Origin of the sequence: Streptomyces sp. NPDC056128, assembly GCF_042263835.1 — a bacterium.
In the GTDB taxonomy this organism is placed as follows: Bacteria; Actinomycetota; Actinomycetes; order Streptomycetales; family Streptomycetaceae; genus Streptomyces.
Window position 1 is genome coordinate 20,976 of the sequence record NZ_JBHJVQ010000035.1, and the last position, 16,458, is coordinate 37,433.

General features: G+C 70.2%; 10 protein-coding genes and 1 pseudogene. 5 read left to right on the forward strand and 6 right to left on the reverse strand.

Going from position 1 to position 16,458, the window contains the following annotated elements; translation table 11 throughout:
- Positions 1-109: 109 nt before the first annotated feature.
- The 5 genes and pseudogenes from ACFC1X_RS35830 to ACFC1X_RS35850 all read right to left on the reverse strand — a co-directional run.
- Positions 110-390, reverse strand: a pseudogene (locus ACFC1X_RS35830) (RidA family protein); the annotation flags it as partial.
- Positions 391-845: 455 nt separating this feature from the next.
- Positions 846-3,614 carry a pPIWI_RE module domain-containing protein gene (locus ACFC1X_RS35835; protein WP_376362374.1) on the reverse strand — a complete coding sequence of 923 codons (2,769 nt, stop codon included), beginning with the start codon at positions 3,612-3,614 and terminating at the stop codon, positions 846-848.
- Between the two features lie 31 nt (positions 3,615-3,645).
- Positions 3,646-7,155, reverse strand: coding sequence for a hypothetical protein (locus ACFC1X_RS35840; protein WP_376362377.1), 3,510 nt, complete (start codon positions 7,153-7,155; stop codon positions 3,646-3,648).
- Positions 7,148-8,293: a hypothetical protein gene (locus ACFC1X_RS35845; RefSeq protein ID WP_376362380.1), complete on the reverse strand. Its 1,146-nt coding sequence runs from the start codon at positions 8,291-8,293 to the stop codon at positions 7,148-7,150. Before ACFC1X_RS35845 ends, ACFC1X_RS35840 begins: the two co-directional genes overlap by 8 nt.
- Positions 8,290-9,852, reverse strand: a complete 1,563-nt coding sequence (locus ACFC1X_RS35850; RefSeq protein WP_376362383.1) for a PD-(D/E)XK nuclease family protein — start codon at positions 9,850-9,852, stop codon at positions 8,290-8,292. The genes ACFC1X_RS35845 and ACFC1X_RS35850 overlap by 4 nt, the downstream gene beginning before the upstream one ends.
- 39 nt (positions 9,853-9,891) lie before the next feature.
- Between ACFC1X_RS35850 and ACFC1X_RS35855 the strand changes: the two genes are divergently transcribed.
- Entirely contained in the window at positions 9,892-10,794 is a 903-nt protein-coding gene (locus tag ACFC1X_RS35855; protein ID WP_376362385.1) for a serine/threonine protein kinase, read from the forward strand.
- A 30-nt stretch (positions 10,795-10,824) separates the two neighbouring features.
- On the opposite strand, the gene ACFC1X_RS35860 is transcribed toward ACFC1X_RS35855, so the two are convergent.
- On the reverse strand, positions 10,825-13,584 hold the full coding sequence (locus tag ACFC1X_RS35860; protein ID WP_376362388.1) for a tetratricopeptide repeat protein: 2,760 nt from the start codon (positions 13,582-13,584) through the stop codon (positions 10,825-10,827).
- A gap of 245 nt (positions 13,585-13,829) precedes the next feature.
- On the opposite strand from ACFC1X_RS35860, the gene ACFC1X_RS35865 reads away from it, so the two are divergent.
- The 4 genes from ACFC1X_RS35865 to ACFC1X_RS35880 all read left to right on the forward strand — a co-directional run bounded on the left by ACFC1X_RS35865 (position 13,830) and on the right by ACFC1X_RS35880 (position 16,119).
- A complete protein-coding gene (locus ACFC1X_RS35865; RefSeq protein ID WP_157854403.1) occupies positions 13,830-13,988 on the forward strand; it encodes a hypothetical protein in 159 nt (52 codons plus the stop codon).
- A 304-nt stretch (positions 13,989-14,292) separates the two neighbouring features.
- The gene (locus ACFC1X_RS35870) at positions 14,293-15,060 is read left to right on the forward strand and encodes a hypothetical protein (protein WP_376362391.1); all 768 of its coding nucleotides are present in this window, start codon (positions 14,293-14,295) and stop codon (positions 15,058-15,060) included.
- 35 nt (positions 15,061-15,095) lie between these two features.
- On the forward strand, positions 15,096-15,332 hold the full coding sequence (locus ACFC1X_RS35875) for a helix-turn-helix domain-containing protein (protein WP_376362469.1): 237 nt from the start codon (positions 15,096-15,098) through the stop codon (positions 15,330-15,332).
- A gap of 493 nt (positions 15,333-15,825) precedes the next feature.
- Positions 15,826-16,119: a hypothetical protein gene (locus ACFC1X_RS35880; protein ID WP_376362393.1), complete on the forward strand. Its 294-nt coding sequence runs from the start codon at positions 15,826-15,828 to the stop codon at positions 16,117-16,119.
- Positions 16,120-16,458 lie beyond the last annotated feature (339 nt).

The following is a 16,458-nucleotide window of genomic DNA, read 5'->3' on the forward strand; positions in this document are numbered from 1 at the left end:
CCTGCGGCATGGACCGCCTCGCGGAGCACCGTCCTGCGGCACGGGGCACCTCGGCCGCGGGGACTCGGCTCGTGCTTCCGCGGCCCTTCGCGGACGGACGCCACCGGGCTCAGCACACCGCTACGGCCTCGATCTCGATGCGCACCGCCGCGAGTGCGTCCATGAGCACGTCGTAGTGAGCCTTGCACGAGTCGAGGTCGGTGGTGACGATCCGGATCTGCACGACGTCCGCCATCGACCTGCCGCCCTCCTCCACGGTCTCCCCGAGCCGCCGCAGCGTGAGCTTCATCTGACCCGCCATGTCGCCCCGGTGCGTGACGGCGCCGCGTCGTCCCGCGCCTCGTGCCCGGACACGAACAGCCAGCTGCGCGGCTCGTCGACCCGGACGGCGCTGCCCTGTGCAGAGCCGAAAGAGTGGCTCCTGCTCGTGCGAGTTCTCTGGGACTTCCTGGGGCTTCCGGCCGCATTAGCCAGTACGAGCGTGAAATAACCGAAAGGGCATTCATGCAGGTCAACGACCTACGACAGCCAGACCCTGCAGGTCACGGCGTTGGCTGGTCTATTCCGGGGCATCTGATCTGCACGATCCGACGCCTCCACATTGAGCGTCACGGGCGTCTCTCAGCGTCAAGATATCGCCCGTAACGCCCACACCGCACATAATGCGCACGGACAAAACCGCAGGTCAGGTCCGTCCCTCGTCTCCGTCTTGGGGCCACCAGGTGCGAAGAGCGTCAAACGAGCGGCACGGCGGACGCCTAGTGATCCCAGCAAGGAGTGCACCAGACGCCGTCCCCGTGGTCAGGTTCAGGCTTCGCTCACACGAGGGAAGCATTGATCCTTGCTCAGGAAGCGGATGACGTACTCCCCGCTGACTTCGTTCCGGCCACCGGAAGCACGTACTCACCGGCGAGACGCGCCCAGTGCAGCGGGAGAGGCCGGGCGAGCGGCGGGTAGTCGTCGTGGTAACGCAGCTGGTGCGTGAGCGTCGCCCACTCCGCCGGCCGGTCGGGCGGGTCACCCGCACGCCCCGAGTCCGTCAGCGCCTTCTCCGACAGACAGCCGAGCACGGTGATCTCCAGCTGCCCGGGGTTCCACGCGGTCTTCCCGGGCGCTGTCCGGCCTTGTGCCGTGGGCACCAGCTTCATGAGCCCCTTCGGCAGTTTCGCCACCGTGTGCGGCTTCGAGGCCGTACTCGCGAAGACACGGCCCTCCGTATCCGCCGTCCCCCACACACCCTCGGCGAAGCCGACCCCGTCCTCGGTGTCGTGGGCGTACCACTCCGCCACTTCACCCCGGGCGTTGGCGTCCCGTACGAGCAGCACCCGCAGGTCGTGGCCGTAGAGCGTGTGTCGCTGGGCGGGTTCGGCCCCGAAGCCGAGCGTGTCGCGGTCCAGTGCACCGTTGCGCAGGCCAGGCCAGCACTGGCGCAGATTGCCGGCGTCCGCCAGCAGCAGCGTCGGGCGGTCGCGGAGCTGGAAGAGCAGTGCCCGGATCTGCCGCTCGGTCTCCCGCTGCCTGTCCTGCTCCACGCCCGGGCGGGCAGCGGGCCGGGATCCTTCCGGGGCTGCCGAGTCATCGACGAGCTTCCCCGTGCCGGTCTCCTTCCCGCCGCTCGCCGCCGGTTCCCGTGCCTGGGAGAGCAGCAGCAACAGCTTCGGATACGGCACCCATTCGGCTCGTTCTGCGTCCCACCCCTCGATGACGCCCGGTCCGTCCCCGGGGCGCACCCGCACCGCCACCAGCCGGTGGACGGGGCATCGCGTGGGCCCCTTCCTGGTGTGGCGTACGAGCCAGAGCGCCGCGTACTGAAGGTCGCCCGGAATGCCGGCTCCCACCCGATGGGCGGGCGGGCTGATCGCACCGAGCTGCCGGAAGGCGTCCAGCCAGGTCCACCTGGCCCGGTGTTCCAGAGCGCTGTCGGTGTCGTCGGGCGAGTTCACGAACTGGGTCAGCCGTCCCTGCCGTGCCCAGGCGATGCGCAGCGCGTGCTTGGGGTCGGAGTCCGGGACGGCGGCGAAGCGCTCCTTGCCGGCGATCTCCGTGATCACGACTCCGGCCCCGCCGAGGAGCGGGTCCGCCCGGTCCGCCACGAGCCCGCAGCGCCCCTCGATGGCCTCGGCCAGCCGGACGGCCCTGAGGCGCCCGCGGGCTCGGGTGGTCGGCAGGGCGTCGGCCAAGGGTCCCGCGGGCCGGGCCCGGACGCGGATGTCGACCCCTTCGCACTGCCACTGCCAGGTCTCCCCGTCGGCCGACGGCACTTGCTGCCCGGCGGGAAGACCAATGAGCTTGGGCAGCTCGGCGAGCAGCGCCGCACGGGTTTCCGAGGACTGCCAGAAGACGTCGATCTCCAGGGGGCGGCCGTTCAGCGCGCGTGTCAGCGCCGCCCGCCGTTGCAGAGCCAGCTGGGCGTCGCGGACGCCCGGGACGCGTCCGGCGCCGGAACGGGGCAGCAGGGAGGGTGTGTTGCTCCGGGAGACGCGCGTGAGGTCGGGGACCCGGGTCAGCAGGGGGCGCAGCCCTTCCTCGACCCAGGCGTCCAGATCCGCCCGCTCCCGTGGCATCAGCCCGGGTCCGACCTCGTGCGGGCCGATCGACGGGTGGTAGACGATGCCGGCGGCCACGTCCCCGGAACCGTTGATCCAGCGTTCGGGGTCGGAGAAGAGCGCTTCGGGCCGGGGATAGTTGCGCACGATGTCCAACTCGGGCACGAGCGGTGCGGGGCTGTGCCGGCGCCAGGCCAGTTCCTTCGACCGCCGGTCGTAGCCCAGCGTGTTCACCATCAGCCGGTGGCCCCGGTCCGGCCCCTCCGGCCACGGCAGTGGAGCGTCGAGCAGGACGGTCGTACCGCCGAGCTGGTGGGGGCGTACGTCCAGTCGGGTGGCCCACCGGCGTACCTGGGTGGACACATGGACGCGGAACCGCGGGGCGAACGGCACGGTGTGGACGGTGATGGTGAGGCAGGCCGAGTAGTACCAGGTCTGCCCTCGGCGCTCGTATCGCTGAGGCGGCCAGGAGACAAGTCGCGCGCCGTCACCCGAGCTCTCGACGCGAAAGTGGAGTGTGGTACCGCCCGTGCGGAACGTCCGGGCGGCCAGCCGGAAGGCGATCCACTCGGGCAGCAGGCTGTAGAGCCGCGCGGCGGGTTCGGCGGTTCCGCCCGCCGAGAGCACGCTCTCGGCGAGGTCGACCGGTTCCGTCTCCCAGTGCGGCAGACGTACCGTCTCGGCCGGGTCACCGGAGCGGAGCCTCTCCTCGAGATCGGCGCCCTCCGAGTCGTCGTCCTCCCAGTGCATGCCCGCCGCCCAAGCTCCCACCACCGGGGCCAGCACGTCCGGCGGGACGGCTTCCCGCGCGTAGAGCCACGGCAGACGGCCATCCGTCCCGGCGTTGCGGCCGGTCGCGATGACGCCTGGCGCCATCGCCTGGAGCAGGGAGTTGAGCCTGCGCACGGGGAGCCGGTGGGGGTGGACGGAGTTCTTGTCCGCCTCGGCATGCATCCCGGTGAGCTCGGCGTGGAGGTCCTCGCCGAGCCGCAGCACTTTCATCTCCTCCCGCCAGGGTCCGTGGAGCGGGTCGGGTTCGTAGGCCGCGACGCGGATGTGGTGGTACACGGAATTACCTCCTAGGACAGGGGTTCGGCGCTTACGGGTGGGCGGGTACGGCGGCGAGCAGGCGGGTGAGCATGCTGCGCAGTGGCGCGTACAGGGCGCGGACGATGAACTGCTCCTCCGCGGTCGTCGTGTCGCCGTCGAAATACGGGTCCAGGACGGCGAGGACGCTGTGCAGCAGACTGGATTCGGGGGTGTCGGGCCGCGCCGGTACGGCGCCGCGGTTGGGGGCGAAAGCGGCGTCGACGAAGACCACCCGGGCCGGTACGCCACCGCGTACCAGTCGCCCGATCACCTGCCACAACAGGACCAGCATGTCCCAGGTGACCTGTTCCCGTACATCGTCGTCGAGACGGCTCCACGCCATCGAACGGGCGAGTACCTGGTACCAGTACGAACGGGCGAGGCGGCGGAACTCCTCCGCTCCTTCCTCGACGGTGGGTTTTCCCTGTACCAGGGTGGCGAAGTCACCGCCGGTGACGGCGCGGACGACCCAGTCGTTGACGGCATTGACGGCCAGGTGGAGGTCCTCCGGGTGCGGATGAGGCCGTGCCAGGAAGTAGACCGTGCCGATGGCCGCCTCGTCCTCCTCGTTGAGGATGTTGTGGCCGCGTTCCAGCGCGAGCAGGGGCGCCACCAGGATGTCCGCCTCGAGGTCCTTCAGGTGCTCGACGTCGCCCCGGCGCAGCGATCGGGCGTGGTAGGCGGACGGCGCCTCGTCCTCCGCGGTGATCTCCTCGTCGTCCGACACCAGGCACAGCACCTTGTTGCGCCAGCGGACGTTGAGGTTGTGCAGTGTGTCGGCCACCACACGTGCCTCGGCATAGCTGCCGACCAGCAGAAGGATCTGGTCGCGCCCTGGAGGAAGAGAGAGCAACTCTTGCTGGAGCGGACCACCTTCAGTGACTTCGTACTCGTCTCCGCCCTCACCGAGATGGCACGCGATGCGGCGCAACTTCTCCGGGCGGTCGTCCGGATGGGTTCCCGACATGCGCAGTTTCTCGTCGCCGTCGTCGATGAACTCGAAACGCATGGAGCTCTCGTTGGCGATGCCTTCGGTCACCTCGGCCGGTGGTTCGATGACCACACCGACCGGGACGCAGACGTGGTAGCGGCTGGACGCGCCCGCCCAACTGCTGCCCGACATGAGCAGCAAGTGGGCACCGGGCCTGCCGTCGACGGAGGTGAGATCGGGGATGGCGCGCAGCAGCTCACGCCCGACGCCGCTGCACCGGAAGAAGGTCAGTTCGCCACTGCGGACTCCGCCCTTGTCCTCACCCGGGACCCGGAACTGGAAGCCGAGCACATTGCCCATCGGGGCCTCGGGCACCATCGGGCCGTAGTCGAGCGGCCGGCGGTACATCGTGTTGAAGCCCAGGCTGAGGGCGGCCTCGACGCGGGGCCACATGGCGTTGATCATGGCGAGCCGTGGTTCCAGGGCGCTGAGCAACAGTGTGAACTCGAAGCGCTCCGCGAGTTGCTTCCGCCATTCCTCGGGAGTCTGGGGCGGAGGCTTGGGCTTCCTGCGGCGTCCGCGCTTCCTCTCCTGTTCCTCCTCCTCGCGCCGCCACTCGTCGTACGCCTCTTGGTACTTCCGCTGCCGGGCAGCCATGTATTTCGGGTCGATGGCGAAGACCTCGTCCATGACCTCGGTGAGGCGGCGCCGGGTGTTCTCCGGGTTGCCGGTGTGGAGCAGTTCGTTGAGGAGGGCGGTCAGCCGGCTGAAGTCCTCCTCCGTCCTACGGTGACGGTCACCGAAGGGGTTGTCCCGGAACGCGTCGAGCAGTTTCCCGAGAGCCTCTCGGGGGGCGTGGTGAGGGTGGTCCCGACCGCTGTCGTCGGGGAGTTCGTAGCGTTCGTCGAGGAGCCCCAGCTGGAGCGTCCAGGCGCTGAAGTAGCCCGTCCGCACCCACTTGCGCAGCTCGTACCCGGCGACGAGCATCGCGTACAACCGGTCGGTGGCCGCGCCTGCGGTGTTGAGGGCGGCGGCGAAGGTCTCGACGTCCCGTTCGGAGAGCTGGGTGCGTCCGCCGGCCGCGAGTTCCCGGATCTTGTGCCGGCTCAACTGGTCGACGAGGCCCTTGTCCTCGTCGCTGGCGAGGACCACGGCGGGTGCGAAAGTCCGGTCGAGCTGCATCTGGACACGGTCGGCCTCGTCGATGATCACGAGGTCACTGCGGCGGCAGGCGAGTTCCAGGAAGCGGATGCGCTCGCCGTTCTGAGGGCGGGGCGGCGAGGAGTCGATCAGCCCGGCCGGGGTGGCCACCCAGATCGAGGCGTCGACCAGCGTGCGGGCTCCGTGGTGACGGGGGCAGGCGGACCAGTACGGGCAGCTCGTCACCCTCTTCTGCCACGCGGAGTGCCGTCCGTCGCTCGGGTCACGCCGCAGGGCCGACGGGGGCCGGAGCCGGGAGCAGGGTGCCTCGCCGTAGGCGAGTGGTTCGGTCGTCGACGTGGCGCCTTGCCGTCTGACGTTGAGCAGGCAGGACGTGCCGAGGTAGGCGAAGGCGGGGTCGTCGTGGGCGAGCAGTCGGTGCTCGCCCCGGCCCGCCAGCCGGCGGTGCAGCCGCTGTGCGTGCCGCTCGCGGCCGGAGGAGCCGAGCACGGGTGCGGCGGCGCCGTCGGTGTAGAGGTCGTAGAGCCGGACGAGCTTCAGCACCTCCGCGACATCGGTGACGACGATGGTGGTGCGCTTGCCCAGCTTGGCGAGATGGACGGCGATGATGTCGCGCAGTGTGCTCTTGCCGGCGCCGACGATGCCGAGCAGGTGCTGGATGCCGTCGACCGTGAAGGCGAAGTCCTCGTCCTTCTTCGCCTTGTGGAAGATTCCGTTCTCCTTGGTGGACAGGTCGAACGACCGTAGCCGCTCCAGCCACCGTGGTGCCCGGCCCTTGCCGGAGCGAGCGTGCTGGGCGTCCATCTCCGCCGCCGTGCGCTCCAGGCTCTCCCTGGTGAAGGTCAGGGGCTCGCCGCCGCCGGCCGGTTCCAGGTCCATGTCGTGGGCGACGAGGGGGATGCGGGGGACCGGCGGCAGGTCGACGACGGCCATGGTGCGACTGACGGGGAAGGCGTGCGGACCCTGACCCGCGACCGGCAGCCGCTTGCCCGCCAGCGGCGGTGCGGCACGCAGCAGTTGTTCGTAGACGGAGAAGCGGTCGCCGGCGACGGAGAGGTCGCGGCGGGCAGCGGGTGTATCGGCGTCCGGTACGTCGTACGCGCGCACCCTGGGGTCGAACCTCTGGTAGGTGTCCAGCGCCTCGAGCCAGGTCCGACTCCGGCGCAGCGTCCACAGCGAGTACCGGGCGATACGCAGGGTCTTCGCCGCATCGGATGGCAGCGGTGCCCGGTGCGCCTCGGCGAACCCGTACCCGCTGAAGAGCACCCATGCGCTGCCCGCGGGGCTGCCCGGCATCATCTTCTGCTGGAGGTACAGGCCGAGTTCGACCTGGCAGAGGGCTTCCAGCGCGGGCTGGGGCACGGAGGACCCCAGAAATGCTTTGAGCGCGTTGAACACGTCGGTCAAGGGCGGGGTGATGCTACGCATCGTCCTTCTCCTCTCGCCGGGCCTGTCCCAGGTCGGGCACGAGGTCCATGGGGGCGGTGAGCAGCAGCCGGTCCCACAGGAACGCGGGAAGGGCGTCGGTGAAGGCCTGCCGGTAGCCGTCCCGTCCGGCGAGCGCGTCGGGGACCACGACGAGGGTGCGGTCCGCGAGGGGTGTGTGGTCGGTGAGATGGGCTGCGAGGAGCGCCGGCTGCAGGCGGTCGTACACCTGGATGTCCACGATGCGGGGACCGGTGTCCCTGAGCCGGTAGGCGGGCAGAAGACCGGGCAGGGTCTCGTACGCGACTCCGGCGCGCTCCAGTGCCTCCCGCGCGGCTTCGTCGGTGCGGTGCGACAGTACGAGGTACCACCGCAGCGAGCGCTGCAGGATCCACGCCTGGTCCGGCTCACGGATGAGCCGCGGAGGGGCGTCGCGCGGGCAGTCCTCCCCCTCGCACCAGACTTCCGCGCCGGTGCCGGACGGTCCGGGTACAGGTACGGCACTGTCTCGGAGCAACGCGGGGAGCCTGCACGAGGGGCAATACAGGAAGTCTCCGTCGATGAGCAGGAACTCGGGCAACGGACCGTAGAGGCTCTTGACCCGGCTCCAGACCGCCCTGTTCCAACCCGGCGCGAAGCGGTCCTGCTGGCGGACGACCGGGTGACGCGCCAGGAACGCCCGGCACTGCCGGTAGCGCTCTTCCGTTCCACTCCGCGCGTGCAGGTCCCCGAGGAGCGCGCGGGCGTGTGCCGCCACGCCTCCACCCGGTCCGTGCGAGGCCACCTCGAGACACGACCGGGTCGGCATCCGGCCGACCCGGTGCACCAGCGTGGTGCCCGGCGAGACCAGGGAGGAGGGGACCGCGAAGAGTGGGTCGTCGGACGGCCTGGTCCGGCACCACTCCCACAGCTCCGGAAGACTCCTCGGCGGCGCTTCCCCTGCATCGAGGCAGCGCATCACCGTGTGATCCAGCGCCCGCTGGGCGAGGCCGGGATAGGGCAGGGTGAAGGAGCGGAGCCCTTGGACCTCGGAGAGAGCCGCCACCATGCGGGCGAGTTCGCCGAAGAGGTCGCTGCCCACGCCCTCGGGCGCCTCGCCGGCGTCCGGCCGATCGGCCCGGCCGGCCGACCCCGCCCTCATGCCGCGGCCTCGCTGACGGACGACGCCGTGCACCAGCGGGCCACTTCGCACCGCTCGCAGGAGCGTCCGGGCCGGGCCGCGTACTGGTCGTCCCCGTGCCAGCCAGCCACCATCGCCCGCAGTACCTTCTCGGCGGTCACCCGATTGGCCGGGGCGAAGGGATCGATGATCTCCAGGTCGGCGCCGCCGGGGCGCAGCACCTCCAGCTCGACCCGCGCGCGGAACGGATCACCGCCCAGGTCACCGCGGGCGATCAGCACGACGGCCAGGGCCAACTGCGGATAACGCTCCAGCAGGGGGCGGTCGGACCGCCGGTCGGTGACGGAGGTCTTGGTCTCGCGCCACACCCATGACCCGGCATCCCGGTAGAGCAGGTCGGGCGCGGCCAGGACCACCACGTCGGCGGCTGTGTCGTGCCGCACCACCCGGGGCTCGGTCCGCACATCCGTACCGTCCCCGACGTACCGCAGCGGACAGACCGCGGCGTGCCGCCGCAACAGCAGGGCGCCGAGTGCGCGTTCGTGTGCGGGCAGGTCGAATCCCTCCGGTACCCACTCCTCGGGGACCTCGACCGTGCAGGGCCGAGGCGATCCGTGGGCGTGCCGTTCGGCGAGGTAGGCGTGCAGCGCCCGGCCGCGCTCGGCCGTCACCTCGCGTTCGACGGAATCCGCCGTGGGCAGGTGCAGCCGGCGCATGTGGTCACGCGCCGGGCAGGCTCGGTAGGCCCGCCCGTTGGTGACCGACCAGGTGCGGCGGGGCCGGTCGTGCGCCTCAATGCCCAGCAGTCCGGGCGCTGTACGCAGGGCCGGGCACACTGACAGGTAGGGGCATCCGCCGCAGGCGGACCCCGGGCGGTATTCCCGTCCGTCCAGTACGCCGGCCAAGGCGGCGGGGCCGTGTTCGCGGTACCGGGCGCGCGCCTCTTCCCGGCTTCCCGCGAAGAGCTCCCGCGTACGGCCGTCGAAGAGCGCGAACTCCACGATCCGTACGTGCTCCGGCGGTGGTCCGGGGGCGCCCTCGGCCAGCACCAGGGCGACGGCCGCGGTGAAGCCGTCGGGCGGCAAGTCCCGCAGGCGGTGCACGGGCAGACGAAGCTCGCGGTAGGCACCGTCCGGGGAAGCCAGGCAGCGGCCCCACACGGTGAGGCGGTACTCCTGGGCGTCGCGCGGGTCGGGACCGGACGGCCGGTAGCGGTACGTCCACGGCTCGGGCACCTCGTGCAGGGGGCGTTCCGGGTCGAGGGGGAAGGCCGACTCGTACATCTGCACGCCGTGCTCCGACCAGGTCCGCAGACCGTCGTGCAGGGGCCCGGTGCGTGTCCGAGGCGGGCTGCCGGCAGGCCCCGAACGGATGTCGCAGGCAGCCATGAAGGGGCCCAGAGCGAAGTGCTCCAGCCTCTCACGGCGGCGCGGTACGGGGTCGGTGGTGTGGTAGCCGCGGGTCTTGAGAGCGTCAGCGGCGGGGCATCGGAACTCTCCCCCCTTGAACATTCCGGCGGATACCGTGATGACTTCGGAGGTGCGGGTCACCCCGTCGGGGGGCAGCCATGGCTGTGACATTTCGTGCTCCATTTCCGTACGGAGGAAAGGTGGATGGCCGTGAGGGAGATCGAGGAGATCGGCGATGTGGAGAGGCGCTACGAAGTGCTGGACATGGTCGGCGACGGCGGCCAGGGCGACCTTTTCCTCGGGCGTGACCGCAGCAGCGGGCAGAAAGTGGCGTTGAAGCTGCAGAAGGCCCGGGACCTCGGCCCCGAGAGCGATTTCCACTGGGCCGGCGATGAACTGCTCGAAGAGGGGTCACGCATGATGATGCTGACGGGAATCCAGGCAATTCCCGAAGTCATCGCCACGGGGACACACCGGCGACGCCGGTGCCTGGTCATGGAATTCGTCGAAGGGGACCACCTGCGGAAGGTCCTGTCGGCGGCCCTGCCCGTCAAGGATCCTGTGACCGTTGCAGCCGTCATCGGCCAACTGTGCGAAATTCTGGCAGAAGTCCACGACCGGAATCTGGTGCACTGCGATCTCAAGCCCGAGAACGTCATCGTGCAGCCGGACGGCAGCCTCCGGCTCATTGACATGGGCCACGCGGTCGTGGCAAATCGAAAGACGGAATGCGCACGCGGCACGCGTGGCTGGGCCTCCCCCGAGCAGTCCGACGCGTGCCCGTCAGGTCTGACGCGGCAAGCGGACATCTTCGCACTCGGCTGCATCCTGCTGGAGATGACCGTGATGCGCCTGCCCTACGGCGGACAGGACGAGCGGGCGGAAGAGGGCACCCCGGTACTGCCGGCCGACCGGCTCGCCAAACTACCCCCGGAGTTCGCCTCCCTGGCGCTGTGGATGGTCCGGTGGAAGGCGGCGGAGCGCCCCCCGGATGTCCGTGAAGTGTTCGATCGGCTCCGCTGCTACCTACCCCAGCTCGGCTCGCAACGGCCATCGAAGCCCCTGCGCCCGGACCCGACCGAGTACTACCGCACGCATCCGCCCCGGCTTTGACGGTGAGCCGACGGCCGCCGACCGGGCGGGTCACCTCAGCCCTTCCAGCCGCTCTCGGACCTCCCGCACCCCCTCACCGTCCATCAGCTCACGCAGCACGATGGCTCTCTCCAGCTCCCGCACCGCCGCGTCGGTGTCGCCGGCGGACACCAGGACATCAGCGAATAGCATCCGTACCTTGTCCTCGTTGGGCCAGTTCTCCTGTTCGCGGTAGATGTCGGAGGCCTGCCGGTACAGGGTGATGGCCTCGTCCCGTTCGGAACGGGCCAGGTGCACCTTGGCCAGGGTGAACAGCACATCGGCCAGGCCGCTGCGCTCCGTCGTGCGCTCCACCACGCCCAGGGCGTCGGCGCACCGACGGAGCGCCTGCTCGTGCTCGCCCCGGTCGAGGTCGATCGCGCCGAGGACGTTCAGAACAGCCGCCTCGCCGACCCGGTCGGACACCTCCCGGCACAACTCCAGTGCGCGGCCGAGCGCTTCCTCCGCTCCCGTCCGGTCGCCCTGCTTGCGCAGGGTGAGTCCGAGCCGGTGCAGCGTACGGGCCAGACTCAGCCGGCCTTCCGCGCTGCGGTCCTCCTCGCTGAGCCGGACGGCCCTGCGCAGGTTGCCCACAGCCAAGTCGTACTCACCGAGCCGCCAGCGGGTCCCTGCCAGCGACCGGTAGACCATGGCGCAATCGGCCGGGCCGGCGACGGTTTCCGCCGCCTCGGCGGCGTACTGGAGGTTCTGCCGCGCATCATCGAGCAGGCGACGGCGCCACTGGTAGATGACCAGGGCCATCGGAAGCAGCCACACGTACCGGTCGATACGCCGATTGATCGCCAAGTGAATGCCTCGCTGGACGGCGGGGTACTCCTCGTCCAGGAACGCCATCGCCTCCGCGAGGTCCGCGGGGTCGGTGACCCTGACCGCTCCGGGCTCGCCGGTGGGCAGGGTGCGTTCGCGGTCGAGCACCCGGTCGCAGGCTCGGACGTTGTGCAGCTGGTGTTCCAGCACCTGCCGTACGGTCGCCCGCTCGATCTCCGCGTTCTCTCCGTCCGGCACCGGCCGCACGTGCCGAAGGGCGAAGGCCCGCACGAGGTCGTGCAGCCCGAAGCGGTCGCCGTGATGTTCCACGAGGTTCGCCACCACGAGGTCCACCAGGGCCCGGTCAGTACGCGTCCCTTCGTCCACTGCCCGTCCCAGATCCATCACCGCCTCCCAGGATGCGCTGGGCCCGGGGTGGACGGCGAGCTGCCACAGCAGCAGCCGGGCTTCCTCATTCAGCACGCGCACGGAGCAGTTGAGCGCGGCGCGGACCGACAGTTCGTGCTCGGGCAGGTCCAGGGTGTCCAGCTTCGCCCGCTCCAGCTCCTTCTCCATCTCCCGCACCAGGGCAGGGAGGGTGTGCAGCGGACGCGCACCGACCTCCAAGAGCCGGGCCACCACCACGAGGGCCAACGGCAGCCGACCGCAGAGGTGGACCAGCTTGCTGAAGGGCACGGCGTGCTTGGCCCGGTCCTCGGCCGACACATTCTCCTGGAGTACCTCCAAGGCGTCCGCCTCGTGCAGCGGCTCCATCTTGCGGAACAGCACCCTTCTCTCGGACTGCAGCCGCAAGAGGTCGTTACGACTGGTGACGATCACGGCGCAGGTACCGTCTCCGGGAAGCAGCGGCAGCACCTGCTGGGCGCTGAGCGCGTCGTCGAGGACGATGAGCACCGACCGGTGGGCCAGCGCCGACCGCAGCGCGTTGCTCTTGCTCTCCGTTCCGGTCACCGTGGTGTAGGGCGGCAGCGCGGCCAGAAAGCCGTCCAGGATCTCGTCCGGTTCGGCGGGCCGCACGTCTCCGTCGACGAATCCGTTCAGTTCGCCGCGCAGCACCCCGTCGGGAAACCGCTCCCGCAGCCGACCGGCGAGGTTCTCGGCCACCGTGGTCTTCCCGACGCCCGCCATGCCGCTGATCAGGACCAGCGCCAGATTGCCGGCGTCCTGTTCCTCGCACACGGCCTCGAAGAGGTCGCCAATCAGCTCGTCCTGCCCGATCGGCTCGCGCCTGCCGCCGGGCAACTGGTCGGGAACGGGGGGCAGGAGCGCCCCGCCCGGCCGGCGGCCCTCTCCCCGGACCTGGTCGATGGCGCCCTGTACATCGACGTCCGCTCTTCCGTTGCGCTTCTCCCACTTCTTGATGAGCCGCTCACGTCGGGACTCCGGCAGGTCTGCGTGGGCGAGCAGGTAGAACCGGAAGATCTGGGGCAGTTCCGGCGCACGCTCGAACCATTTCTCCGTCTCCTCGCGCAGCCATTTGACCTCCCTGGACTTGTAGGCTGCGTCCAGCCGCGCGTACACGGCGGCCATCAACTCGGCCCGTAGCTCCTCCCGACGCAAGTGGAAGCCGGTCTCGGACAGTCCGTGCAGCGGTTCGTCCTCGCCGTCCCACTCCTCCAAGGCCGCGCCGAGCAGCTCGAACTGCGCTTTGCAGGTCAGTCCCTCAGCCTGCTTCACCTTTTCGCGAAAACGGAGCAGGTCGACGTCTCCCACTGGCACGCGGAGCGTGCAGTAACCCGACTTGCCGCTATGGGGCACGGACTCCTGGCCCAGCCGCTTCCGCAGGTCGGCGACGACGCGATCAACCAGATCGCCGACGTCCTCGACGCCCTCCCAGAGGACTTCGGCTATGTCCTTCCTCTTACATCGGCAGTCTGGCGAGGTCACCAGGAGCGCGAACAGGGCCGCCACCTTCGACCCTTCGACCACCCTCCTGCCGCCGTCCCCTTCGGCTCGCACCGGGCCCAGCACGTACCCCTCCATCGCCCTCCCCCTCACCGCGCCGCAGTCAGTGATCCGGCCCCTCGCCGGCGCTCCTTCATCTGTGCGCCGCGCTGTGCCGCTTCACACGTGCTTGCTTCTTCACGCCCCCCGGGGACTCAGTTATCCCTCAGTTTTCGCTCTGCGGCCCCGCTTCACCCCCGGGCACGATGGCACCAGCCGCTCGCAGAAGCACGAAACGGCGGCTCAGTCATCCATCGACCCATCAGAGAGGAACCGCGAACCCGATGAACAGCCGTCAGCGCAACCGCCGGGCAGCCCGTCTGCGCCAGTCCCCCGACTGGCCGCCGAGCCGCCGCCGGCGGGCGGCCGTCCGGACCGAGGACACCACCCCGGCGACCCCGCCCACCGAGGCGCCGGACACCTCGTCCTCCGAGACCGCCTGAGCGCAACAGTCCGTGGGTGCCCGTACCGTACGGGCACCCACCCGCCTCGCGAACTCCGTCACCGGCGGGCTCGCGGCCTTGCTGCCGCTCTTGTCACACGCTCGTGGTCAAAGACGGCGTTACCTGGTCGAGAAGACCACTACCGCATACTCACGCATCAAAGTGAGGCTGGTGGGACGCGTCCCCGCTTGACGCGGATATGAGGCGGTACGTCCTCACCACAGGACCCACCTCGTCCAGCATCTCGGTACCTCCCGCACCTCCGGACTCGGGTTCCCTCAGTCCGAAGAGAGGACATTTCCTGATGTATCCACCGCACAGCAGCGCGTTCGCCTCGGTGAGGCGGCACTTCGACGATCCGCGGACCAGTGAAAGGGTCTTCGTGCTCGTCCCCACGGACGCCGACGAGGCTGGTCCGGTCCGGCTGACCGCCGCCGAGACGCACGGGGCCTTGTACGGCCCCGGCTCCGACCCGCAGTTCGCCGCCGCGGTCTGGAAGGAGGTCATCCGCACGGCGCAGAGCGACCTGACTCCAGACAGCACGGGGAAACTCCTGGCGATCTGGCTGGCCCTGCCCCGGTTGACCGGGACGGTCCACCGGGTCTGCACGCGCCTGCGGGCCGACCGGTCGGACGTGGAGGCCGAGATGGTCCTGGCTCTCCTGGAGAAGCTGGCGGATCGGGACGGCGCGAGCTGTCTCACCGACTCCTCCCTGCTGCACGCGGCGCGCGCCAGGGCGTGGCATCTCGCCCGGGAAGGGCTGCGGGAGCTTCCCTCCACCCAGATCGAACGCATCACCGAGGAGCACGCTCTCACTGCGTCCGGCGAGGAGGCGGACGCTCCGGCGGCGGAGAGCCTGGACGTACGGGTCGACCGTCCGGACGGCCCGGACGGGCTGTGCGCACCGCTGCGTTTCCGGGTGCGCCCGGAGCATCTGCGCCGACAGGGAATCTTCATCGACACCGACGACGGGTCGCAGGACCGTTCGGCGGGTCACAGCCCCGGGAAGAGGCGACGGCCCGGGCGCCGCGCGGACACCCGGCCGGTCCGCCCTGCGGGGAGGCGAGGGTGAAGGACCCGGCAGAGGGCCGCCTCAGTTTCACGGAGATGTTCGACCTGCCCGTCGCAGTGGACCTGCGCACGGCGGCCCGAGCACTCGGAATCGGCTCGACGACCGCGTACCGGCTGATCCGCGAGCACGAGTTCCCCTGCCCCGTCCTCCGCATCGGACGTAGGTACAGGATTCCGACCAACGAGCTGATGCGCGCCCTGGGGATCGAGGACCGCCCGCTGTACAGCGTGGACCCGGAAGAGGACACAGACGATCCGAGCGTCGACTTCTGACGGTAACCACCTGCGGCTCCGTGGCATCGGCCACGGAGCCGCACGGCCCTGCCTCCTACGACGGGCCGTTCGCCGCCGACGTGCGCCGCACGGTTCTCCACGGCTGCTCGGCAATCGGAGGGCGAAGGGATGCCCTCCTTCTTCGCCGAGCGGTTCGGCGGCCGACAGCCCGCGCGCGTCGGCCAATTCGTGAACCCGCCGGAGATCACCGACCCGAGCTACGGCGAGCACGCCCGTCAACCCCGAACCTGCCGCTGAGCCGTCGACGCACGCTTCGGCGCCCGCGTCATGATCGCCGCGCCCGGCCGGGGCGCGGATCTGAACGGCCCGGCGGCCCAGCCCTACGCACCGCTCGCCACGACCGCCTTCGAGGGGATGACCCCGAAGGTCCTCGTCGTCGTGGGCACGAAGGACTGGCACCCACCCAATCTTCTCCGACCGGCAGGACTGGGGAAGCGACGCCTGCACGGCGTCTCCCGCACCGAAGACCAGGTTGGACAACTTCGACGACGCGGAGCACGGGCTGGGCGGCATCCCGGCCTTCGACGCTGCCGAGGCCACCGACGAGAACCCCGACCGCGTCACCGCCGCACGAGCCCTCGTCCGGGCGCACCTGCGCGCCCGAGTTGTGCCCGCAGGAACCGGACTCGTACCGGGCCACCGCGGTCCGCGCATCAGCTCCCACTGCTCCCGGTCCCGCTTCGTGAAGCCGTCGGGCGTGACGTCGTGCCCTGGCGCCTTCAGTTCCAGGAAGCCGGTGATGCGCCCCGATGTCTCCACCGCGTAGTCCGGACGCGCCCGGGCCTCGGGCAAGGGATACCCAGGATGAAGGCGAGGACTCAGCTTCCAGCGCGCCCCGAATGTTTCCACCAGCTTCGCCACCGGCAGGCTGATGGACGCCTCCGTGACGCTGACCCGCAGACGCTCCCTGCACTCGGATCCAAAGTCCGCCACGAGAGCCCGTATCCATTCCTCCGGCACCTTGTCCCCCTCCAAGCTGTGGACGCGGACGGTGGATCACCGCAGACACAGCTTGTTGGAGGCGAGAGGACCGGCTCAGTGCGCACGGGGGCGCGCGAGGGGCACGGACAGCGCGTTCTGTGACCGCCCAAACGGGAAGGCGCGT